At 66.9% G+C, this 20,786-nt stretch carries 24 protein-coding genes and 1 tRNA gene; 2 read left to right on the top strand and 23 right to left on the bottom strand.

Features of this window, described 5'->3' with window-relative positions; genetic code table 11:
- Nucleotides 1–99: 99 nt before the first annotated feature.
- The 7 genes from HLH28_RS15065 to HLH28_RS15095 all read right to left on the bottom strand — a co-directional run bounded on the left by HLH28_RS15065 (nucleotide 100) and on the right by HLH28_RS15095 (nucleotide 4,580).
- Nucleotides 100–176, bottom strand: a tRNA-Pro gene (locus HLH28_RS15065).
- An 83-nt stretch (nucleotides 177–259) separates the two neighbouring features.
- Entirely contained in the window at nucleotides 260–988 is a 729-nt protein-coding gene (locus HLH28_RS15070; protein WP_182960675.1) for a MerR family transcriptional regulator, read from the bottom strand.
- Complete coding sequence (locus tag HLH28_RS15075; RefSeq protein ID WP_182960677.1) at nucleotides 985–1,302, bottom strand: integration host factor subunit alpha; 318 nt, start codon at nucleotides 1,300–1,302, stop codon at nucleotides 985–987. The genes HLH28_RS15070 and HLH28_RS15075 overlap by 4 nt, the downstream gene beginning before the upstream one ends.
- A 69-nt stretch (nucleotides 1,303–1,371) precedes the next feature.
- Nucleotides 1,372–2,340 (bottom strand): beta-ketoacyl-ACP synthase III, encoded by a 969-nt coding sequence (locus tag HLH28_RS15080; RefSeq protein WP_182960679.1) that lies wholly within the window; start codon nucleotides 2,338–2,340, stop codon nucleotides 1,372–1,374.
- 99 nt (nucleotides 2,341–2,439) lie between these two features.
- Complete coding sequence (gene plsX / locus HLH28_RS15085) at nucleotides 2,440–3,537, bottom strand: phosphate acyltransferase PlsX (protein WP_182960681.1); 1,098 nt, start codon at nucleotides 3,535–3,537, stop codon at nucleotides 2,440–2,442.
- Nucleotides 3,538–3,656: 119 nt separating this feature from the next.
- Complete coding sequence (gene rpmF / locus HLH28_RS15090) at nucleotides 3,657–3,860, bottom strand: 50S ribosomal protein L32 (protein ID WP_182943227.1); 204 nt, start codon at nucleotides 3,858–3,860, stop codon at nucleotides 3,657–3,659.
- Between the two features lie 177 nt (nucleotides 3,861–4,037).
- Complete coding sequence (locus tag HLH28_RS15095; RefSeq protein WP_182960683.1) at nucleotides 4,038–4,580, bottom strand: YceD family protein; 543 nt, start codon at nucleotides 4,578–4,580, stop codon at nucleotides 4,038–4,040.
- A gap of 221 nt (nucleotides 4,581–4,801) precedes the next feature.
- On the opposite strand from HLH28_RS15095, the gene HLH28_RS15100 reads away from it, so the two are divergent.
- The gene (locus HLH28_RS15100) at nucleotides 4,802–5,371 is read left to right on the top strand and encodes an outer membrane protein assembly factor BamE (RefSeq protein ID WP_182960685.1); all 570 of its coding nucleotides are present in this window, start codon (nucleotides 4,802–4,804) and stop codon (nucleotides 5,369–5,371) included.
- Between the two features lie 222 nt (nucleotides 5,372–5,593).
- Here the strand turns inward: HLH28_RS15100 and HLH28_RS15105 are convergent, their stop codons facing one another.
- The 5 genes from HLH28_RS15105 to def form a co-directional block, all read right to left on the bottom strand.
- Nucleotides 5,594–6,943, bottom strand: a complete 1,350-nt coding sequence (locus HLH28_RS15105; RefSeq protein ID WP_246396254.1) for an ATP-binding protein — start codon at nucleotides 6,941–6,943, stop codon at nucleotides 5,594–5,596.
- A gap of 78 nt (nucleotides 6,944–7,021) precedes the next feature.
- On the bottom strand, nucleotides 7,022–7,756 hold the full coding sequence (locus HLH28_RS15110; RefSeq protein ID WP_182960689.1) for a response regulator: 735 nt from the start codon (nucleotides 7,754–7,756) through the stop codon (nucleotides 7,022–7,024).
- A complete protein-coding gene (locus HLH28_RS15115) occupies nucleotides 7,756–8,223 on the bottom strand; it encodes a MarR family winged helix-turn-helix transcriptional regulator (protein ID WP_182960721.1) in 468 nt (155 codons plus the stop codon). The genes HLH28_RS15110 and HLH28_RS15115 overlap by 1 nt, the downstream gene beginning before the upstream one ends.
- Before the next feature lie 98 nt (nucleotides 8,224–8,321).
- On the bottom strand, nucleotides 8,322–8,942 hold the full coding sequence (locus HLH28_RS15120) for a COQ9 family protein (RefSeq protein ID WP_182960691.1): 621 nt from the start codon (nucleotides 8,940–8,942) through the stop codon (nucleotides 8,322–8,324).
- Nucleotides 8,939–9,469 carry a peptide deformylase gene (def, locus tag HLH28_RS15125; RefSeq protein WP_182960693.1) on the bottom strand — a complete coding sequence of 177 codons (531 nt, stop codon included), beginning with the start codon at nucleotides 9,467–9,469 and terminating at the stop codon, nucleotides 8,939–8,941. Before def ends, HLH28_RS15120 begins: the two co-directional genes overlap by 4 nt.
- Before the next feature lie 268 nt (nucleotides 9,470–9,737).
- On the opposite strand from def, the gene rpsU reads away from it, so the two are divergent.
- Entirely contained in the window at nucleotides 9,738–9,941 is a 204-nt protein-coding gene (rpsU, locus tag HLH28_RS15130) for a 30S ribosomal protein S21 (protein WP_010506446.1), read from the top strand.
- Nucleotides 9,942–10,028: 87 nt separating this feature from the next.
- Here the strand turns inward: rpsU and HLH28_RS15135 are convergent, their stop codons facing one another.
- The 11 genes from HLH28_RS15135 to phoU all read right to left on the bottom strand — a co-directional run bounded on the left by HLH28_RS15135 (nucleotide 10,029) and on the right by phoU (nucleotide 20,710).
- On the bottom strand, nucleotides 10,029–12,152 hold the full coding sequence (locus HLH28_RS15135; protein WP_246396251.1) for a prolyl oligopeptidase family serine peptidase: 2,124 nt from the start codon (nucleotides 12,150–12,152) through the stop codon (nucleotides 10,029–10,031).
- Between the two features lie 111 nt (nucleotides 12,153–12,263).
- Nucleotides 12,264–13,376, bottom strand: a complete 1,113-nt coding sequence (leuB, locus tag HLH28_RS15140; RefSeq protein WP_182960695.1) for a 3-isopropylmalate dehydrogenase — start codon at nucleotides 13,374–13,376, stop codon at nucleotides 12,264–12,266.
- A 53-nt stretch (nucleotides 13,377–13,429) separates the two neighbouring features.
- Entirely contained in the window at nucleotides 13,430–14,053 is a 624-nt protein-coding gene (gene leuD, locus HLH28_RS15145) for a 3-isopropylmalate dehydratase small subunit (RefSeq protein WP_182960697.1), read from the bottom strand.
- A 3-nt stretch (nucleotides 14,054–14,056) separates the two neighbouring features.
- Entirely contained in the window at nucleotides 14,057–15,460 is a 1,404-nt protein-coding gene (gene leuC / locus HLH28_RS15150) for a 3-isopropylmalate dehydratase large subunit (protein WP_182960699.1), read from the bottom strand.
- A gap of 145 nt (nucleotides 15,461–15,605) precedes the next feature.
- Nucleotides 15,606–15,992 carry a 50S ribosomal protein L19 gene (gene rplS, locus HLH28_RS15155; RefSeq protein WP_182960701.1) on the bottom strand — a complete coding sequence of 129 codons (387 nt, stop codon included), beginning with the start codon at nucleotides 15,990–15,992 and terminating at the stop codon, nucleotides 15,606–15,608.
- A gap of 29 nt (nucleotides 15,993–16,021) precedes the next feature.
- Entirely contained in the window at nucleotides 16,022–16,768 is a 747-nt protein-coding gene (gene trmD, locus HLH28_RS15160; protein ID WP_182960703.1) for a tRNA (guanosine(37)-N1)-methyltransferase TrmD, read from the bottom strand.
- Nucleotides 16,765–17,316, bottom strand: a complete 552-nt coding sequence (rimM, locus tag HLH28_RS15165) for a ribosome maturation factor RimM (protein ID WP_182960705.1) — start codon at nucleotides 17,314–17,316, stop codon at nucleotides 16,765–16,767. The genes trmD and rimM overlap by 4 nt, the downstream gene beginning before the upstream one ends.
- Nucleotides 17,317–17,356: 40 nt before the next feature.
- On the bottom strand, nucleotides 17,357–17,701 hold the full coding sequence (gene rpsP, locus HLH28_RS15170) for a 30S ribosomal protein S16 (protein ID WP_182960707.1): 345 nt from the start codon (nucleotides 17,699–17,701) through the stop codon (nucleotides 17,357–17,359).
- Between the two features lie 67 nt (nucleotides 17,702–17,768).
- Nucleotides 17,769–19,151 (bottom strand): signal recognition particle protein, encoded by a 1,383-nt coding sequence (gene ffh, locus HLH28_RS15175; RefSeq protein ID WP_182960709.1) that lies wholly within the window; start codon nucleotides 19,149–19,151, stop codon nucleotides 17,769–17,771.
- A gap of 208 nt (nucleotides 19,152–19,359) precedes the next feature.
- Nucleotides 19,360–19,875, bottom strand: coding sequence for a Spy/CpxP family protein refolding chaperone (locus HLH28_RS15180; protein WP_182960711.1), 516 nt, complete (start codon nucleotides 19,873–19,875; stop codon nucleotides 19,360–19,362).
- Between the two features lie 133 nt (nucleotides 19,876–20,008).
- Complete coding sequence (phoU, locus tag HLH28_RS15185) at nucleotides 20,009–20,710, bottom strand: phosphate signaling complex protein PhoU (RefSeq protein ID WP_182960713.1); 702 nt, start codon at nucleotides 20,708–20,710, stop codon at nucleotides 20,009–20,011.
- Nucleotides 20,711–20,786 lie beyond the last annotated feature (76 nt).

Genomic DNA, 20,786 nt, shown 5'->3' on the forward strand with positions numbered 1-20,786 from the left:
CGGTTCGTGCGCACGCAAATGCAGAGTCCCGCGACAACGGGGGACGGTATGCCAACTGCCGATCGAACGATAATGCGAAGGAAATACGGTCGCAGACGGTGGTCGGGCAGGCGGGATTCGAACCCACGACCCCCAGTCCCCCAGACTGATGCGCTACCAGGCTGCGCTACTGCCCGTCCGTCTGCGACGACACGCCGTGTAGCAGCGTGCGCTGCGAACCGCAACCCGTGATCGGCATCGAATCGGCCTGCTCCTGGGATCAGACCGGAATCAGCCGCCGCAGGGCCTTCAGTTCGACCAGTATCCCGCGCAGGCTGTCCTTCAGAATCGTGTTCTCCTGACGGATTCGTTCGATTTCCGAAGGCTCTGCGGATCCTTCCTCGGACGGCGTCACAACCGGATAATCCACGGGCTGCGCCACCGGGGCCTCGACCGACGCATCGGGTGTCAACATCACCACCGCCTCGATTTCCACGACTTCGGACGCCGATTCCGACGCGTTGGGAACCTCGTCGGGCGGCAGATCCACGATCTCCACGCAGGAATCGAGAAGGACGGCCGTATCTTCCTGCGTCGCGACATCCTGGGGCACGCCGGACCCGTTCGCCGAATCGTCGCCCGCCATCTCGGTCACGGGACCAGTGTCCGTTCCCTCGCGCAGCATTCTCTGGACGCCCTTGATCGTATAGCCCTGCACGTACAGCAGGTCCGAAATCCGGCGCAGCAATTCGATATCGTCGGGCCGGTAGTAGCGCCGCCCTCCCCCCCGCTTCAGCGGGCGAACCTGGGGAAAGCGCGTTTCCCAGAATCGCAGCACATGTTGCGGCACATGCAGTTCGTCCGCGACTTCGCTGATCGTGCGAAAGGCGTGCGGCGCCTTCTTCAGCCGCCCGGCTGCCGTATCATCGGCCGTGGACGCCCCCCCGGCATCCAGATCGGATAGTCCGGCGGCCTGCCAATATTCCTGCTCTTCGCCGGCGCCGCTCATTCGGCATCGTCCTCGATCGCATCGGTAGGCTGCCCGTTGACACGCGACCGCAGCAACTGGCTGGGCCGGAACACCAGGACGGACCGCGGCAGGATCGGAACCTCGATTCCCGTCTTGGGGTTGCGGCCTGTCCGCCGCCCCTTCTGACGCACGGAAAACGTGCCGAATCCGCTGATCTTGACCGTATTCCCGGACTCGAGCTCCTGCGCGACCCGCTCGAGAACATGTTCGAGGAGGTCAGCCGATTCGTTCCGGGATAGCCCGACCTGACTATAGATGTGTTCTGCCAGACTGGCGCGGGTCACTGTGCTCATGCTCGCAAACGTATGCATGCAGCGATGGAGCGTCAATTCAATGCGTTGACGTCCCCCTTTTTTTCGGCGTCAGAGACGCGCCAGCGCCGATCCCCAGGTCAGGCCGCCACCCAGCGCCTCCATCAGCACCAGGTCGCCCTTGCGGATGCGACCGTCACGGACCGCCTCGTTCATCGCCAGCGGGATCGACGCCGCAGACGTGTTCGCATGGCGATCCACCGTGATCACCACCCGTTCCTGCGGCAATTCCAGCTTGCGCGCGACGCCCTCGATGATCCGCAGATTGGCCTGGTGCGGCACCAGCCACGACACGTCGGCATAGGTCAGGCCATTGGCGGCGAGCACTTCGTCGACCGAGGCCGACAGCTTGGCCACGGCATGGCGAAACACGTCGCGTCCGCGCATGCGCAGGAATCCGCTGCTTTCCCGCAGGCCGATCGCGCCGTCGACATACAGCAGGTCGCCCGTGCTGCCGTCGGAATGCAGGTGGGTGGACAGGATCCCCTCGGGCCCTTCCCCCTCGGCCGCCGTCAGCAGAACCGCCCCGGCACCGTCACCGAACAGGACGCAGGTCCCGCGGTCGGACCAGTCGAGGATGCGCGAATAGACCTCGCTGCCGATCACCAGAACCCGCCCGGCCTGACCGCTGCGGATCAAGGCATCGGCCGTGGACAGCGCATAGACGAAGCCCGAGCAGGCCGCCGCGATATCGAATCCGAAACCGCCCCGCAGCCCCAGCTCGGCCTGCACCCTGACCGCCGTGGCGGGAAAGGCCTGGTCTGGGGTGCTGGTGGCGACGATGATCGCATCGACAGCCGCCGCCGGCACGCCGGCATAGTCCAGCGCCCGGGACGCCGCCGCGGTCGCCATGCTGACGGCATTGTCGTTCGGTCCGGCGATATGTCGCTGGGTGATCCCGGTACGGGCGCGAATCCAGTCGTCCGACGTGTCGAGGCGCGCCGCCAGTTCGTCATTGGTCACGATCCGGTTCGGCAGATAGCCACCAAACCCGACCATAAGCGAGCGTCTCGCCATCATTTCCATCATTCCAAACCCGGCGTCCGGCAGTCATCGGCACTGCCGTTCGACGCACCGCAGGCGCCTGCCCTGCTTATGCCCCGCCGGCCCATTCCGACATCAACTGACCGCCACGACCGCAGGCTGATCCTTCTCGGCGCCCGGTCGCAGGGCCGTCAGCGACCCCATCCGCGACAGCCGTTCGCGTATGCTTTCATTGAACCGATGCGTCACCATATCCATGGCAACATCGACGGCCGATGCAAAGCCTTCGGCGTCGGTACCGCCATGCGATTTCACCACGACACCATTGAGGCCGACGAATACCGCGCCGTTGTAACGCCGCGGATCCAGCCATTCGCGCATGCGTTCCAGGCCCGGCCGGACCAGCAGGTAGCCCAGCTTGGCCAGCAAGCCGGACCGGAAGACCTGCCGCAACAGCACGAACGACATCTTCAGCGCACCCTCGCCGGTCTTCAGCGCGACATTTCCGGTGAACCCGTCGGTGACGACGACATCGGTCGTGCCGGCCGTGATATCATGCCCTTCGACGAAACCGTGGAACTGGGGGGCCAACGGGCTGCTGCGCAGGATTTCGGCGGCCTGGCGCAGCTTCTCGTCGCCCTTCAACTCCTCGGACCCGACATTCAGCAGGCCGATCGTCGGTGCCGTCAGGCCAAGTACGGCCTTGGCGAAGGCCTCGCCCATCACGGCGAATTCAACCAGGTTGCGCCAGTCGCACGCCATGTTGGCGCCCAGGTCCAGCATCACCACGTCGCCCTTGGTGGTCGGGCTAATGGCTGCCATGGCCGGGCGGGAAATTCCGGGAAGCGTCTTGATGACGATTTTTGCCAGCGCCAGCATCGCGCCGCTGTTGCCTGCGGACACCACGCCCTGGGCCTCGCCCTGGGCGACGGCATCCATGGCCAGCCGCATCGATGAATCGCGCAGGCGCAGCGCGGCCGTCGGCTTCATGTCCATCGGAACGGCTGCCGCCGCCGGCCGGACCGTGCAGATTGCCGCTGCCTTGGGGTGACGGGCCAACTGCTCACGCAGCCGGCCTTCATCCCCGATAAGCAGGACCCGGGCCGAGGGGTGCCTGTCGGCCGCAATCGCCAGACCAGCCACCACAACTTCCGGGCCACCGTCCCCGCCCATGCCGTCTACGGCCAGCGTGAAGGGCTCGGTCTCGGAAAAAGAGGAACCTGTCTCGCTCATGCGTGCCTTCTGCCGGGAGAGAACCAAATGCGCAAGGCCGTCACGGGATCGTGTGGAAGCAGGCGGCACAACCGGTCATCCGGTCGTGCCCACCTGCCTTCAGGCCCTGCGTCGCCCGGTCAGGCCCGGACGGCGGTCTTGAGCGTCTTGCCGGCCGCGACGACCTCACGGCCGTCATAGTGCCCGCAATGGCTGCAGACGTGATGCGGACGCTTCAGCTCGCCGCAATTCGCGCATTCGGCATGGGCCTCGACGCGCAGCGCCTCATGGCTGCGACGCATGCCCCGACGGGACGGCGAGGTTTTTCTCTTGGGTACAGCCATGGGCCTGGGCCCCTCCGTTCTGAGATCTTAACCGGGTTCCGCCACAGGCCGAGCCCCGATCAGTTATCGATAATTGAGGGGGCGCCTCTAGCAGACGGAAAGACATTCCGCAAGACATGTCATATGTCACCGCCGGGCAGAATGCCCCCAAGATCGGTTTGTCGGTCGATCCACCGGTCAGTCGGTCGCCTTCTTCAACGCGGCCAGGGCGGCGAACGGCCGGCGCGGTCCCTCCTCACCTTCCTCCGGCGCGGCGGGCGGGGCGTCGACCTGTCCCACCCCCTCCGGCAGGACGCTGCCGGGCCGGCGCGGGTAGGGGTCGAGGATCAACGACAATTCCTCCGCCGCCAGTTCCCCCAGATCGATCGTGTCGCGTTCGTAGGGGATTTCATCCATCGCCTCGGGATCCAGATCCTCGTCCTCGCGGAAGCGTTCGGCCGGGACGAACCGGGCCGCGAACGTCTCGGTCATCGCATCCTCGAACGGATCGGTCGTGATCACGCAGACCTGCTCGACGCGGGCCGCCAGCCAGCCTTCGGCCAGGACCTCGCCCTGACGCCCGGGCGTCAGTCGGTACCGGCAGGACAGAGCGCGTATGGCTGGCAGGCCGAACCGGACGGCAAGGGCGGCGCATTCGTCCTGGTTCGCCTCGATCGTCAGATCCTTGCCGGACAAGGCGATTCGACCGACCGCGATCCTGCGGGAAAATTCCGCGTCCATTCCTGTTCAACTCCTCGATCGGCGCCCTGCGCCGCACCCCTGCCGTCATGGGTCCTCCACATGGCGGCCCCCGTCCGGCGATTCCCGTCCGACGGCCCGGAGATCCGCGCCGGATTTTCGGGCATGATATTCACCTATGATGGCGATGAAGAATTGACTTCGCCACCCCAATCGGGCACCCGACAGAGACTTCTTTCATGCAGCAGGATGCCCTTCAGGCCATGCGGTCATCTCCGGACGTGACGCCGACCCTCCGCCCGATCCAGCGCCTTCTGCCGTGCGCGGTCGTCGGACTCGGGCTTCTCCTCTCCGGCTGTGCGCTCTTCGAATCGCGGCCTATCCCGCGCGGCTCCCTGATCGAAGCCGACGATTACGGGCAACTCAAGCCCGGCGTCAGCACGCGCAGCGACACCGTGGACCTGCTGGGCTCGCCGACCACGCGCGCGACGTTCGACGACAATACATGGATCTATATTTCCATGACGACGATGCCGACACCGGTCAGCTTTCCCGGCATCCGCAAGCAGCAAGTCCTGGTGCTGAATTTCGACAATGGCGGCGTGCTGCGCAACATGCGGACCCTGAGCAAGGGGGACGCCCGCTATGTCGGGATGATCCAGGACGTGACGCCGACACCGGGCACCAGGATCAACATTCTCCAGCAGATCCTGGGCAATGTCGGCCGCTACAACCCGATGAGCAACATGAACAGCACCTTCGGCGGCAGCACCGGCCCGATGGGCAGCAACAATGGACCGGGCCATGGGGGCACGGGCAATTCGCTGCCCTGATCCGCCTGATCAGGCGACGGCCGTCTGAAACAGGGCCTGCCGAGCGAGAGAGCCGCAACGCGGCATGCCCGGCATGATTTTCCGGGCATCGGAGCGGAGCGGCCTTGAGGCCACCCCCCGCGAAGCGCACGAGCGCGCGCCGGACTCCCGCCAAGGCAAATTCCAAACCGGTCCCGGAAAACTCCACACCTCTGCCGGCAAACCGCGTTTGCATGCCAAGATTCAGAGGGGCAGCACGATCCTGACCTGAAGCCCCCCCAGGCGACTGTCGTGCAAGGCAATGTCGCCCCCATGGGCACGCACGATGTCCCGCGCAATCGTAAGGCCCAGCCCGGTTCCGCCATCGCGCCCGCTCTCGAACGGGCGGAAGACGGCCTCCTGCTTGTCGGACGCGATTCCGGGTCCGTCATCATCGACGCAGACGACGACTCCGCGCTCGTCCCGCCGCGCGCTCAACGCGACCCGGCCCCCATGCCGGCGGGCATTTTCCAGCAGATTGTCCAGGACGCGCCGGAACGCGTCCGGACGCAACACCGCTTCGACCGGTTTCGGAATGGAAACCGACAGGATCACGCCGCCCGCGCGGCGAAAGGCCGACGCGACCTCGTCCAGCAATTGGCCGACATCGACCAGCACCGGGTTTTCCGCCCCCTCCCCCCGCGCGAAGGACAGGTAGCTTCCGATCATCCGTTCCATTTCCGCAATGTCGCCGATCATGTCCACCACGTCGGCCCGGAATTCTTCCGCGTCGATCGTCCCCTGCTGGGGGATCATCGCCAGCGACAGCCGCAGGCGCGTCAGCGGCGTGCGCAGATCATGCGACACTCCGGCCAGGACGGCCGTCCTCTGCGCGACGAAACGAAATACCCGTTCCTGCATGCGGTTGAAGGCGATCGCCGCCTTGCGGACTTCCTGCGCGCCTTCGGGGCGGATGGGCCCGATATCGCGTCCCAGCCCGAACAATTCCGCCGCACGGGCCAGCCGCCGGATCGCGCGGACCTGATTGCGCATGAAGATACTCGCGATCAGGAACAGCAGCAGCGTACTGCCGACGCCCCACGTCACGAACAACCAGATCGGCGCGACATCCAGCCGCTTGCGCGGCGCCCCGATATCGAGCACCCCGTCAGGCATCTGGATATGAATATTGACCGTATGCGGATCGTCGATCCAGTCGACATAGGTCGGGCGGCCGATCGATACGCGAAGCGCGTCGGCCAGGTCCTCGTCCATCGGACCCAGCACATGGGTCGATCCGGTCCGGCGCAAGGTCTGGCCGGGATTCCAGGTCATGTCCAGCTGCGTGCGTTCCCGCACGCGGTGCATGATCCAGTCCCGATCGCCATCGGCCTGATAGCGGCCCAGCAGATCCAGCGTCAGGACGATGTCCGCCGTCACGCTGCCCGACAGGCGCCGGGACACGACCTTCAGGTAATTGCCGTAGAACAGTTCCAGCGAAATCCCCTGCGTCACCAGCAGCGGGATCAGGACGATCAGCAAGGTTCGGCCCAGCAGGGACCGCGGCAATACCCGGCGCACGGGGCGATCCATGCGGCGCTGCAGGCGCGACATGCGCGATGCCGCACAATAATCCGCGGGGCGTGGGTCGGAAACAGCCATCGAACGCGCCTTCCTCCGGGCCGCGGGGCGTCAGACCCCCGGTTTCAGGACATAGCCCTTGCCACGCACCGTCTGAAGATATCGCGGTTCGCGCGGATCGGGCTCGATTCGACGGCGCAGCCGCGTCACCTGCACGTCCACCGCGCGCTCGCCGATTTCCTCCATGTCCAGGACCCGGGCAATCTCGTCGCGCGACAGGGTTTCGTTCGGCCGGCGCGCCAGGACGGTCAGAAGGGCGACCTCGCCGCCCGTCAGGTGCACGCCGCCCTCCGGCCCGCTCAACAGGCCGCGTGCCGGGTCGAATTCCAGGCCGCCGAGGCGAACGACGCGCAGGTTGTCCGACGGCGCGGGCGGGGTGAAGCGGCGCAGATGCGCCTTCAGCCGCAACAGCAATTCCCGGGGCTCGAACGGCTTGCCCAGATAATCGTCGGCGCCGGCCTCCAGCCCCGTGATCCGGTCCTCGGGGTCGCCGCGCGCCGTCAGCAGCAGGATCGGCAGTTCCTGCCCCTCCTGCCGCAGGGCCCGCGTCAGGTCCAGGCCGTTCTCGCCAGGCATGGTGACGTCCAGGACCATGGCGTCGGGCTGCATGAACCCCAGGACCTGCCGCGCCTCCGCGGCCGAGGACGCGGCGCTGATGCGAAAGCCCTGTTCCGTCAGATAGCGCTGCAGCAACCGCCGCAGGCGCGGGTCGTCATCCACCACCAGGATGTGCGCGCCTGCGATCGACCCATCCCGCGCCGCGGCATCCCGCCCGTCCGTCCCCATTATCCCCTGCCCCGGCGTGACCGTTCGCCCGTTGTGACGACGGCATCCAGCACGCGTCGTGTCCTGTCGTCCATAAGGCCCTGCATGACCCGGCGGAACCCCTCGATCGCGGCGGCCCCGACATCGCGATACACGCCCATCAGCTTTTCGCGCTGCACATCGAACAATTGCCGCTCGACCCCCGCGCCGGAGGGCGACAGGTACAGCAGGCGCTGGCGCCGGTCCCGGCGTCCGACCTCCTGCTGCACATAGCCGCGTGCCTGCAGATCGCCCAGCGCACGGCCAAGGCTCTGCTTGGTAATGCCCAGCAGGTCCAGCAGCTCGCCCACCGCGATTCCGGGATGGCGTCCGACCATCTGCAGGATACGGTGGTGCGCATGGCCCAGCCCCAGCGCGTCCAGCAGGGGGGTAGCCACCGAATCGAAATCGCGCCAGGCCAGGATCATCAGTTCCTGCGCCTGGCGCATTTCCTCCTCGCGCAGGAACAGCACGCCCGTGCCGGCCCCCGCCGCACCGGGCCGTCGCGGCGCCCCCGTCTGATCGTTCACGCCGTCATCCCGCCGCTTCAGGCTGCCCGTCCCGACAGAAGACGGTGCTTCATACGTCCGAAACGCGCGACCCGCGCCAGCCTGCGGTCCAGAAAGGCCGTCACCGCCGCCATGTCGTCGCCCCGCGCCAGCCAGAACAGCAGGACCTGCACATAGATCGCGGCCAGCGTGACCCGCTTGGTGTACCAGGCCACCCCCTCGGCACGATCCCCGGCGGCTTCCCAGATCGCATCCACGCTCCGGGCAAGCGTACGTGCCAGCACATGACCGTTCCCCGGCGTCAGCAGCACGCCCAGTGCCCGGCGAACGGCGGCCCGATCGGGGGCGATCGTTTCCAGGCGCAGCAGGATGACCGCCCGGACCCGGCGACTCAACCGCGGTTCGTCCAGGTCATGCGCGACCTCGATCATGTCCCGGTCGCTCCGGTCGAACCAGGCCTCGACCAGATCGACGGCCCCGCCGGGAAACAGCAGGTCGGCATCCGGTCCCGCGACGTCGCGCAGCGTCGCGATGGTCCATCCCGACTGCCCCGCGGCGGCGGCGACGCGATCCAGCGCCGCATCGCGCGCGGCGCTGCGTTCCGGCCGACCCGGCGCCATGCAGGCGGCGGCACAGCCGGCCATCCGCGTTCCGATCATGCGCGTACTCCGTATCGCCCGATTTCCTCGTCGAACCCCATCTGCCCCAGGTCCGTCATGCGCATCGGATAGAGAATACCATCCAGATGGTCATATTCATGCTGCAAGACGTTGGCCAGGAATCCCGACGCCACGCCCTGCACAACCTCCCCTTCGCGGTCCAGGCCCGAATAGGCAACCCGGGCATGGCGCGGGACCATGCCCCGCAGGCCGGGAATCGACAGGCAGCCCTCGGGTCGCAACACGATCTCGTCATCGACCGGCTCCAGGACGGGATTGATCAGCACGCTGACGCCGCGGGGCGGATCGTCGACGCCCGCACTGCGCTCGGCCGGAACGCGGTAGACGAACAGGCGCCGCGACACATGCACCTGCGGCGCCGCCAGTCCGGCGCCACGCGCGTCTTCCATCGTCTCGATCATGTCGTCGATCAGGCGGGCGATGTCGGTCGCGCGCGGATCGGCGACCTTATCCGCGCGGCGCAGCAATACCGGGTGCCCCATCCGGGCAATCTTGAGCAGGGTCACGGTATGGGCCATCCTCTGTCTTCGATTCGGGTCTTCGACTGGATCCGGCACCCGGGGACAACCCCGCGCCGGACGCAGCCGTGCAGTGCCAAAATAGTCTGCCCGGGGCCCGCGGGAAACGGGCGGAATGATTTGTGTTTTCGCCGGAGCCCATGTTATAGGTCCGCCCCACTCGGGAATCGCATGCAGGGCTGGGCTCTGCGGTCATCCCGCCATGACGCATTTTCGTGGCCGATCAGGACAGCCACAAGCAGGAGTTGACGACCAAGTGCAGGTTCTCGTTCGCGACAACAATGTCGACCAGGCTCTCAAGGCGCTCAAGAAGAAGATGCAGCGTGAAGGCATCTTCCGTGAAATGAAGCTGCGTCGCCATTACGAAAAGCCCTCCGAGCGCAAGGCGCGCGAGGCTGCCGAAGCCGTTCGCCGCGCCCGCAAGATGGAGCGCAAGCGTCTGGAGCGCGAAGGGTTCTAATCTGCACCTTCGGGTCAGTTCCCAAAAAAGGCCGGCATCCCCAGGATGCCGGCCTTTTTTATTGTGCGGCGCCCGCTGGACGACGCCTTACCGGATGGCCGCCGGGCCTGCGTCCATCAGGCGACGAGACAGATAGACGGCTTCCAGCGCACGTTCATGCGCGATTTCGGGCGCGTTGACGGTGCCGGAATGGCCCCCCTCGGTATCCTCGTAATACAGGAACGGCACCCCCAGCGCCTGCAGACGGGCGGCGAAGCGACGCGCATGGACCGGCCCCACCCGATCATCCCGCGTCGAGGTGAAGATGAACGGTTCGGGATAGCCCGCGCCTGCATGCAGCGCCCGCAGCGGCGAGATCCGCTGCAGGAACGCCCGCTGGTCCGGCACATTCATGCTGCCATATTCGCCGACCCAGGACGCACCGGCGGCCATCGTCTCGTAATGCTCCATGTCCAGCAGCGGCACGCCGATGATGACGGCGCTCCACAATTCCGGATGCTGCGTAAATTCCACGCCCATCAGCAGGCCGCCATTCGACCGTCCGCGAATCCCCAGGCGGGCGGCCGAGGTCACGCCCCGTTTCTCCAGGTCGCGGGCCACGGCGGCGAAATCGTCGAAGACGCGCTGGCGATGCACGCCCCGGCCGGCCTCGTGCCACGCCGGGCCGAACTCCCCCCCGCCCCGGATATTGGCGACGACGTAGACCCCGCCGCGCGCCATCCACAGCCGGCCGAATTCCGGATTATAGTCGGGCACCGACGACACCTGAAATCCGCCATAGGCCGTCAGCAATGTCGGATTCGTCCCGTCGAGACGCATGTCCTTCCGATGGACGACGAAGTAGGGAACGCGGGTTCCATCCGTGGACACCGCCCAGGACTGGTCCACCGTCAGGCCGGCCGCATCGAATTGCGGCGGCAGTTCCATGATTTTCCGCACGCTGACCGCCGTCGTATCGGCCAGCCAGAGTTGCGATGGCGTCAGGAAACCCGACACCGACAGGAAGGCCCGTCCCGACCGCCGGTCGGCATCGACGACATGCACCGAGATCATGTCCGGCAAAGGCAGCCGGGTTCCGGTCCAGCCCTGCGTCCCTCCCGTCGGGGGGCGGAACACCCAGGCCTGGCCCCGGACGGTGTCCAGCACCGTCATCACCACCCCATCGCCCGTCACCGCGACCTCATCGATCGATTGCCGCGCATTCGGGGTAAAGATGATCTGCGGCGGCGCGGCGCCGGTCGGATCGACGGAAACCAGGCTTCCCGCCGGGATCGGCTTCCCCCCGGCCGGGGTCCAGTCCTGGTTGACCGACAGGACCAGGCGGCCGCGCAGCAGGCCGTGCAATTCCAGGCGCGTCGGCAGGTCGATCTTCTGCACGCCCTGCGCGGTGAGCCGGCTGTACTGTTCCTCGAAAAAGGTGACGGCGCGGCGGATCAGCACCAGGCGATGCCCCGCGCCGTCCGTCAGAACCATCGGATCCACCGCGACGTCGGTGCGACGACCGCGCATGACCTCCTCGGCCTTGTCCAGTTCCTGGCCGCGACGCAGGCGGCGCACGATGAATGGATAGCCCGACTCGGTCATGCTGCCCTCTGCGGCCCCGCCCCAGTCGCGCGCGACCAGCAGCGTGTCCCGGTCCAGCCAGACCGCGGACTGCTTGGAGCGCGGCAGCACGAAACCACCCGGCACGAAGCGTCCCGTCGACAAGTCAAATTCCCGCAGGCTCGCCGCGTCCTCGCCCCCTTCGGACAATCGCACGAAGCAGGGCCGGTCGTCGGGCGTCAGGCATTCCGCCCCCTGGAACACCCAGTCGCGATGTTCCAGCCGCGCCAGCGCATCGACATCCAGGCGGGTCGTCCAGCGCGGAGTCGCCACGACGAACGACGACACGTCCGATTCGCGCCAGATGCCGCGCGGATGCTGGTCGTCCTGCCACAAATTATAGATGCGCCCGGCCAGGAAGGTCGGTTTGGGAATGCGGTGCCGATCCTGTTCCACCGCCAGGACGGCGTCGTAGAACGCGTGATAGCGCGAATCGTCCTGCAGCGTATCGAACGTGTGCTGATTCTGGCGCCGGACCCACGCAAGGGCATCAGGGCCGGACACATCGGACAGAAAGGCAGGCACCCCGTCGGCGGGAGGCGAATCAGCAAGGGCGGGGGGCGCCGCCAGCATCGCGGCACAGGCGATGATCGTCCGGATCGTTTTCATACCGGAAACTGTTCCAGATGATCTGGAGCAGGAAAAGTGAAAAAATGACGGACTCCCCCTCTCCTCGTGAAAGGAGAGCCCGCCCCATGCCCCCCGCGGGGGTCGGCCTGTTCAGCCGTTCAGCTTGTCCAGTTCACGCACCACGGCCTCGCCCATCACGGCGGTGCCGACCTGGGCCATGCCGGGGCTCATGATATCGGCGGTACGCAGGCCGCTGGCCAGCACGTTGGACACCGCGGTCTCGATCAGTTCGGCTTCGGCATCCATGCCGAACGAATACCGCAGCAACATGGAGAACGAGAGGATCTGCGCCAGCGGATTCGCCAGCCCCTTGCCCGCGATGTCCGGCGCACTGCCGTGGATCGGTTCGTACAGCGCCGGGCGCTTGCCGGTGGCATCGACCGTGCCCAGGGTCGCGGACGGCAACATCCCCAGGCTCCCGGTCAGCATCGACGCCAGGTCGGACAGCAGGTCGCCGAACAGATTGCCGGTCACGATCACGTCGAACTGGCGCGGGTTGCGCACCAGCTGCATGGCGCAGTTATCCGCCAGCATGTGGCTCAGTTCCACGTCCGGATAGTCCCGTGCGTGCAGGTCGGTCACGACCTCCTTCCACAGCAGGCCGCTTTCCATGACGTTGCATTTCTCGACCGAGCACACGCGGTTGCCGCGCTGCCGCGCCAGGTCGAAGGCGACGCGGGCCACGCGCTCGATTTCCGCCGTGGTGTAGACTTCGGTATTGATGCCGCGCTTGCTGCCGTCGGGCAGCGTCTCGATCCCGCGCGGCTCGCCGAAATAGATGCCGCCCACGGTTTCCCGCACGATCATGATGTCCAGGCCGGCCACCACCTCGGGCTTCAGGGTGCTGGCATCGACAAGCGCGTCGAACACCTTGGCGGGACGCAGGTTGGCGAACAGCTCCAGTTCCTGGCGCAGCTTCAGGATCGCGACCTCCGGACGGCGGTCGAAACCGACCGACGCCCATTTCGGATCGCCGACCGAGCCGAACAGCACGGCATCGGCCGCCTTCGCCGCCTGGATTACCTCGTCACGAATGGGCACCCCATGCACCGCAAGCGACGCTCCGCCGACCAGATCCTCGGAAATATCGAAGGAAATCCCACGCACGCGGCTCATCCACGCCACGACGCGCGCGACCTCGTTCATGACTTCGGGGCCGATCCCGTCGCCGGGCAGGACGAGGAGTTTCTTCGTGGCGGTCATCTTGTTCTTTCCATCCTGATAAGGGGCCACCCCGCTCCAGGGCGCGCGGACGATCAGTCGATGACGATCCGCGTCTGCCAGGGCTGGGCCTGCTGCCGGGCGGTTTCGAACGTGCCGATCGCGCCCTCGTGCTGCAGGGTCTGGCCGATATCGTCCAGCCCTTCCAGCAGCAGATGCTTGCGCAGCGGGTCGATCTCGAATCCGATCTCCTCGCCGTCGGGCCGGATCACCACCTGGCGTTCCAGATCGACCGTCAGCCGTCCGTTCCCGCCCAGGCGCGCGTCGTCCATCAGCATGTCGCAGATTTCGCGCGGCAGCCGGATCGGCACGATCCCGTTCTTGAAGCAGTTGTTGAAGAAGATATCGGCGAACGACGGCGCAATCACGCAGCGGATGCCGAAATCCAGCAGCGCCCACGGCGCATGCTCGCGCGACGACCCGCAGCCCAGGTTATCGTAGGTGATCAGGATCCCCGCCTTGCGGTAGGGCTCCTGGTTCAGGACGAAATCCGGCTTCTCCGACCCGTCGGGATTGTAGCGCATGCCGTCGAACGCATGCACGCCCAGGCCCGACCGCTTGGTCGTCTTGAGGAAACGGGCGGGAATGATCTTGTCCGTGTCGATGTTGGCTTCGGGCAGCGGCGCCGCGATCGCGGTCAGAACGGTGAATTTGTCCATGGTTCAGATCAGCTCCCGCACGTCCGTCAGATGTCCCGTCACCGCCGCCGCCGCCGCCATCGCGGGCGACAGCAGGTGGGTGCGTCCACCCGGGCCCTGGCGTCCCTCGAAATTGCGGTTGGAGGTCGAGGCACAGCGTTGCCCGGGCGTCAGCTTGTCCGGGTTCATGCCCAGGCACATGGAACACCCGGCCTCGCGCCACTCGAAACCGGCATCGCGGAAGATGCGGTCCAGCCCTTCTTCCTCGGCCTGCGCCTTCACGATGCCCGACCCGGGCACCACCATCGCCCGCACGCCTTCGGCCACATGCCGTCCGGCGATGACGGAGGCGGCCGAACGCAGATCCTCGATCCGGCTGTTGGTGCACGACCCGATGAAGACCACGTCGACGGGCACGCCGGCGATCTTCTGCCCGGCCTCCAGCCCCATGTAGTCGAGCATGCGCTGCATCTGCACGCGCCGGGCCTCGTCCGCCTGGTCCTTCGGATCGGGAACCGTGCCGGTGACCGAAATGACGGTCTCGGGGCTGGTGCCCCAGGTCAGGGAGGGACCGATGTCCTCGGCCCGCAATTCGACGGTCTTGTCGTACTGCGCGCCCTCGTCCGCGACCAGGGTCTTCCAGTACGCCACCGCCTGGTCGAACGCCTCGCCCTTCGGGGCGAAGGGACGGCCGCGCACATATTCGAACGTCGTCTCGTCCGGCTCGACCAGGCCCGCGCGGGCGCCGGCCTCGATCGACATGTTGCAGATCGTCATCCGGCCGGCCATGTCCAGCCCCCGGATCGTCGACCCGGCGAATTCGATCACATGGCCGGTGCCCCCCGCCGTGCCGATCCTGCCGATGATCGCCAGCATCACGTCCTTGGCGGTCACGCCCGGACCCAACGGCCCTTCGACCGTCACCTTCATGTTCCGCGCGGGCTTCTGCAGCAGGGTCTGGGTGGCCATCACATGCTCGACCTCGGACGTGCCGATGCCGAACGCCAGAGCCCCCAGCGCGCCGTGGGTCGAAGTATGGCTGTCGCCGCAGACGATGGTCATGCCGGGCAGGGAAATCCCCTGCTCGGGCCCCACGACATGCACGATGCCCTGCCGCGCGGACAGCAGCGGGAAATACGGCACGTCGAATTCGCGGACATTCCGCTCCAGCGTCTCGATCTGGTTCCGGCTCTCGGGTTCCTCGATCGGCTGGGTCCGGTCCGAGGTCGGGACGTTATGGTCCACCACCGCGATGGTGGCGTCCGGCCGGCGCAGCCGGCGGCCGCTCATCCGCAATCCCTCGAAGGCCTGCGGACTGGTGACTTCGTGGACCAGATGCCGGTCGATATAGAGAATCGCAGTCCCGTCCGGAAGGCGCTCCACGACATGGCTGTCCCAGATCTTGTCGAACAGCGTGCGTGCGGCCATCGGTATTCTCCTCCTCCGGAACGGGTAACGGCCCCGGTCCCCGCCACGCGTCGTCAGGCGCATGGCGGGGCGAACGGACCCGGAATAAACAGAATGGGGCCGCGCGCCCGCACCCGAAAGGGGCTGCGGCGCGCGGCGCCAGGCGTCAGGCCTGGGCTTCGGTCGTCACCGTTTCGCGCGCGCGCTCGGCGATACGGGCCGACTTGCCGCGACGGCCGCGCAGATAATACAGCTTCGCGCGACGGACGGCGCCACGACGCACGACCTTGATCTCGGCGATCGTCGGCGCATAGAGCGGGAACACGCGCTCCACGCCCTCGCCGTTCGAGATCTTGCGAACCGTGAAGTTGCTGTTCAGCCCCTTGTTCGACCGCGCGATCACCACGCCTTCATAGGCCTGGACGCGCTGGCGCTCGCCCTCGACCACGCGGACGGACACGCGGACCGTGTCGCCGGGCCCGAATTCGGGCACCGCGCGGATCGCGGTGAGGCGCGCAATCTCGTCGGCCTCGTACTGCTGGATAATGTTCATGATCGAGTCCCTCGCTTGATAAACGTCTGTCAGTGCAGCCGCTCCGGATCAGCCGCGAGGCTGACCGGGCCGCCGGTGTCTTGGCCGGTCCGGGCGAGATGGGCGGCCCACAGGTCGGGCCGGCGCATCCGTGTCGCCGTCTCGGATTCAGTCTGCCGCCATCCGGCGATTGCGGCGTGATGACCGGACAGCAGGATGTCGGGCACGTCGCGCCCTTCCCAGCTCGCCGGCTTGGTATAATGCGGATATTCCAGCAGCCCGTCGGAGAAGCTCTCTTCCGTGCCGCTGGCCTCGGACCCCATGACGCCAGGGATCAGCCGGACGCAGGAATCCAGCAGCACCAGCGCCGCCATCTCTCCGCCCGACAGGACGTAGTCGCCGATCGAGACCTGTTCGACCTGCTCGGCCTCCAGCACCCGTTCGTCGACCCCCTCGTACCGCCCGCACAGCAGCACCAGACCCGGTCCGCCGGCATAGCGACGGACATCATCCTGGCGCAGCGGGCGGCCGCGCGGCGTGGGATAGACCAGCGGACGGCCATCCCGTCCGATATCCCGGATCGCGGCGGACACGACATCCGGACGCATGACCATGCCGGCCCCGCCCCCGAACGGCGTGTCGTCCACCACGCGATGACGGCCGATGCCGTACTCCCGCAGGTTGCGGGCCTCGACGGACCACAACCCATGTTCCAGCGCCCGACCGGCCAGCGACTGGCCGAGCGGACCGGGGAACATGTCGGGGAACAGCGTCAGCGCCGTCGCCCGCCACGTCATGACGACACCACCTCGACGGTCGCGTCGCGCGACAGGTCGCCCTGCACCTCGACCTCGTCGGGCAGGACCACCTCGATCCGGCCGGCGCCGATATCGACGACGGGAAAGCAGGCCTGGGTAAACGGCAGGATCAGGGTTCGCCCTTCCCCGCCGATCTCCAGGCTGACCCCGGCCCCGTAATCATGGACGATCAGCACGCGCCCCAGAGGAACGTCCGTCCCCTGCTGCACGACCGACAGGCCGATCAGGTCGGCAAAGTAGAATTCGTCCTGGTCGGGCTCCGGCAGGCGATCGCGCGCGACATAGAGCTGCCGGTTGACCAGCGCCTGCGCGGCATCGCGCCCCGCCAGCGGCTGGCCCGACGCATCGCGCAGCTCGGCGATGCCCTCGCCGCACCAGCGCAGGGTCCAGACCTGCCCCCGGTCGTCCGTCAACGCCCCATAGGCGGCCAGATCCTCCGCCACGGCGGCGTAGCTGTGCACGCGCACCAGCCCCCGCACGCCATGCGGACGTCCCACCACACCCATCAGGATACGATCGTGATCCACCGGTTCAGCCTGCCCGCATTCCTATCCGCAGATCGCGAAATCAGGCCGCGGCGGCAGCGGCGGCAGCAGCCGCACGCTCCTGCGCACGCTTCTTCGGCGCCGACTTCTTGGGCTGCTCGGTATAGGCGGGCTTCGGCGCCAGACCGGCATTGCCCAGGAAGCGGGCGACGCGATCGGTCGGCAGGGCCCCCTGCGACAGCCAGTGGGTGATGCGCTCGGCCACCAGGCGCACGCGGTCGGCGTGCTCGGACGGCAGCATCGGGTTGTAGGCACCCACCTTCTCGATGAAACGGCCATCGCGCGGCGAACGGCTGTCGGCGACCACGATGTGGTAGTACGGACGCTTCTTCGCACCGGCGCGGGCAAGGCGGATCTTGAGGCTCATTGAGACAATTCTCCGAAGTTAATCTCTGGGTATGGACAAAAGCGAAACGGAAGTGCCGGAACGTTCGTCAGAACGGACGGCCACCGGGCGGTTTCGCTCCTTTCGGCATGAAAGCGGACATCCCCTGGCGCATGAGACCTTTCATGCCGAGCTTGTTGATCCGCTTCATCATCGTGGACATGTCGTCGAACTGCTTCAGCAGCCGGTTGATGTCCTGAACACTGGTCCCCGACCCGGCGGCGATGCGCTTCTTGCGCGACGCCTTGATGATGGCGGGCGTCTTGCGCTCCGCCCGGGTCATCGACGAAATGATGGCCTGGTGACGCTTCAGGACCGACGTATCGAGATCCTTGTCGCCCAGCGCCTGCTTGACCTTGCCCATGCCGGGCAGCATGTCGAGAATGCCCGACAGCGACCCCATCTTGGCGATCTGTCGGATCTGCGCGGCATAATCGTCGAGGTCGAACTGCCCCTTCATCATCTTGAGGGCGATCTTCTCGCTCTCTTCATGATCCAGGGTGTCTGCGGCCTTCTCCACCAGGCCGGCGATGTCGCCCAGCCCCAGGATACGGCCGGCCACGCGCTCGGGGTGGAATTCTTCCAGCGCGTCCAGCTTCTCGCCCGAGCCGGTCAGCTTGATCGGCGCGCCGGTGATGGCCCGCATCGACAGCGCGGCACCGCCACGGGCATCGCCGTCCATCCGGGTCATGACCACGCCGGTCACGCCCACGGCCTCGTTGAAGGCCTTCGCGGTGTTCACCGCGTCCTGGCCGGTCATCGCATCGACGACCAGCAGCGTCTCGGCCGGCTGGGTCTCGGCACGGATGGCCCGCACCTCGTCCATCAGGGCCTCGTCGATCGACAGGCGGCCGGCGGTATCGAGGATGACGACGTCGAAGCCTTCGCGCCGCCCGGCATCCATGGCACGGCGCGCGATCTCGACCGGGGTCTGGCCCTGCACGATCGGCAGCGACGGCACGCCCGCGCGCTCGGCCAACTGCGCCAGCTGCAGCTGCGCGGCCGGGCGCTGGGTGTCCAGGCTGGCCAGCAGGACCTTCCGGCGCTCGCGCGTGGCCAGGCGCAGGGCGATTTTGCCGGAGGTGGTGGTCTTGCCCGAGCCCTGCAGGCCGACCATCAGGATCGGCACCGGCGCCACGGCGTTCAGGTTCAGCGGAACGGCGCCCGCGCCGCCCAGCGCATCGATCAGCGCGTCATTGACGATCTTGGCGACCGCCTGGCCGGGCGAGATGCTGCCCAGCACCTCGTGCCCCACGGCGCGTTCGCGAACGCGGGTGACGAAATCCTTGACGACCGGCAGCGCCACGTCGGCATCCAGCATCGCCAGACGCACTTCCCGCATCGCCTCGGTCACATCGGCTTCGGACAGCGCCCCCCGCTTGGCGAGGCCGTCGAACACACCGGAGAGCTTGCCTGAAAGCGCCTCGAACAAAGGACATTCACCCCAAAAGAAGTCGAGCCACTGCGCGAAGACTCGCGGAGTGGCGTTCCTGATTTCGGGGTGGCTTTACGCCCCTCCCCCCCAAGTGTCAATGATATTGCCTGTCCGCCCCATCAGCGGAGCGATCGTGGCCGCCCGTCCTGCCGGCGGCCGGAAAATCCGGTCCCGGCGGTCCATGGACCGCCGGGACCGGCCGGGTTCATTTCGCCGAATCGTCGTCCCCGGCGGGCATCATCGCCTGATGCATCTGCTCCTGCAGCGCGCGGATCTTGTCCTGCCGGGCCTTGGCCTGCGTCAGCTGCGCCGGGGTCAGGATGTCGTGGATCTTCACCGCGATATCCAGGCGCTCGGCCTCGTCCTTCTGATGCAGGGCGTCGATCTGCTGCGTCAGCCCCGTCAGCTTCGCCCGGTCGACCGGGCCCGGCGTTATCAGGATATCCTCGATCTGCCGGTGCAGGTCCCGCACCTGCTGCCAGTCGCCCTTGTGCTCCTTATGCACCCCCTCGAAAACCGCGTGAATCTGCTTGCGCTGCGCCGGCGTCAGCTTCAGGCCCGCCAGGAACATCATGCCACCATGCATGCCATGCCCGGGGAAGCCGCCATGCATCTCGCCACCATGCGGCGGGGGCGGAGGCATGTCCTGAGCCGTGGCGGCGGCGGCACCGCCCGCCAGGGTCGCCAGAACCGTCGCGGCAAGAATCGTTTTTCTGAACATCGCTGGATCTCTCTACATTCCCTGTCCGGGGACATCGCCCGGCGTGACAAGGGAATGTAACCACAGACCCACGTGAGGAAATCTGGCCATTATGCTACGAAATGTAAGCATGCCGGCCATGAGCAATCCGGCTCTATCCTTTGGTGATATTTCCGCCGCGCGGCCGTTCGGCCGGCAACATCTCGCCGGTGGCGGCGTAATAGACCCGTTCGGCGATATTGGTCGCGTGGTCGCCGATCCGTTCCAGGTTCTTGGCGATGAACAGCAGGTGCGTGCAGGAGCGGATCGTGCGGGGATCCTCCATCATGTAGGTCACCAGTTCGCGGAACATCGCGGTATACAGCTCGTCCACCGCCGCATCGGACTGCCAGACCTCCACCGCGCGGGCCACGTCGCTGCCGGACAGGGCCTCGATCGTGCGATGCAGGTTTTCCTGCACCAGGCGACCCATGCTGCGCAGGCCGCCCAGCGGAATCTCGGCGGATGGCGCCTCGACCTTCAAGGAACGCTTGGCGACACTGGCCGCATAGTCGCCGATCCGTTCCAGGTCGCCGGTGATCTTCAGCGCGGCCACGATTTCGCGCAGGTCGCCCGCCAGGGGGGCGCGCAGCGCCAGCAGGCGGATCGCCAGCGCCTCGACATCGCGCTCCAGCGCGTCCACCTGCGGGTCCAGCATCTGTGCCTCGCGGGCGGCGGCGACGTCGCCATCGACGATCGCCAGGACCGCCAGCGCCGTCTGACGCTCCACGATGCCGCCCATCCGCGCCATCATCTCGCGTAGCCGCGTCAGCTCCTGCTCATAGCTGCTGACGGTGTGTGCGTGTTCGCGTGGCACGGTTTCCACTCCCTGTTTCAGCCGAAGCGGCCGGTGATGTAATCCTGCGTGCGGCGTTCGCGCGGCGCGGTGAACA

The sequence above is a fragment of the Gluconacetobacter tumulisoli genome (assembly GCF_014174155.1).
Classification (GTDB): domain Bacteria; phylum Pseudomonadota; class Alphaproteobacteria; order Acetobacterales; family Acetobacteraceae; genus Gluconacetobacter; species Gluconacetobacter tumulisoli.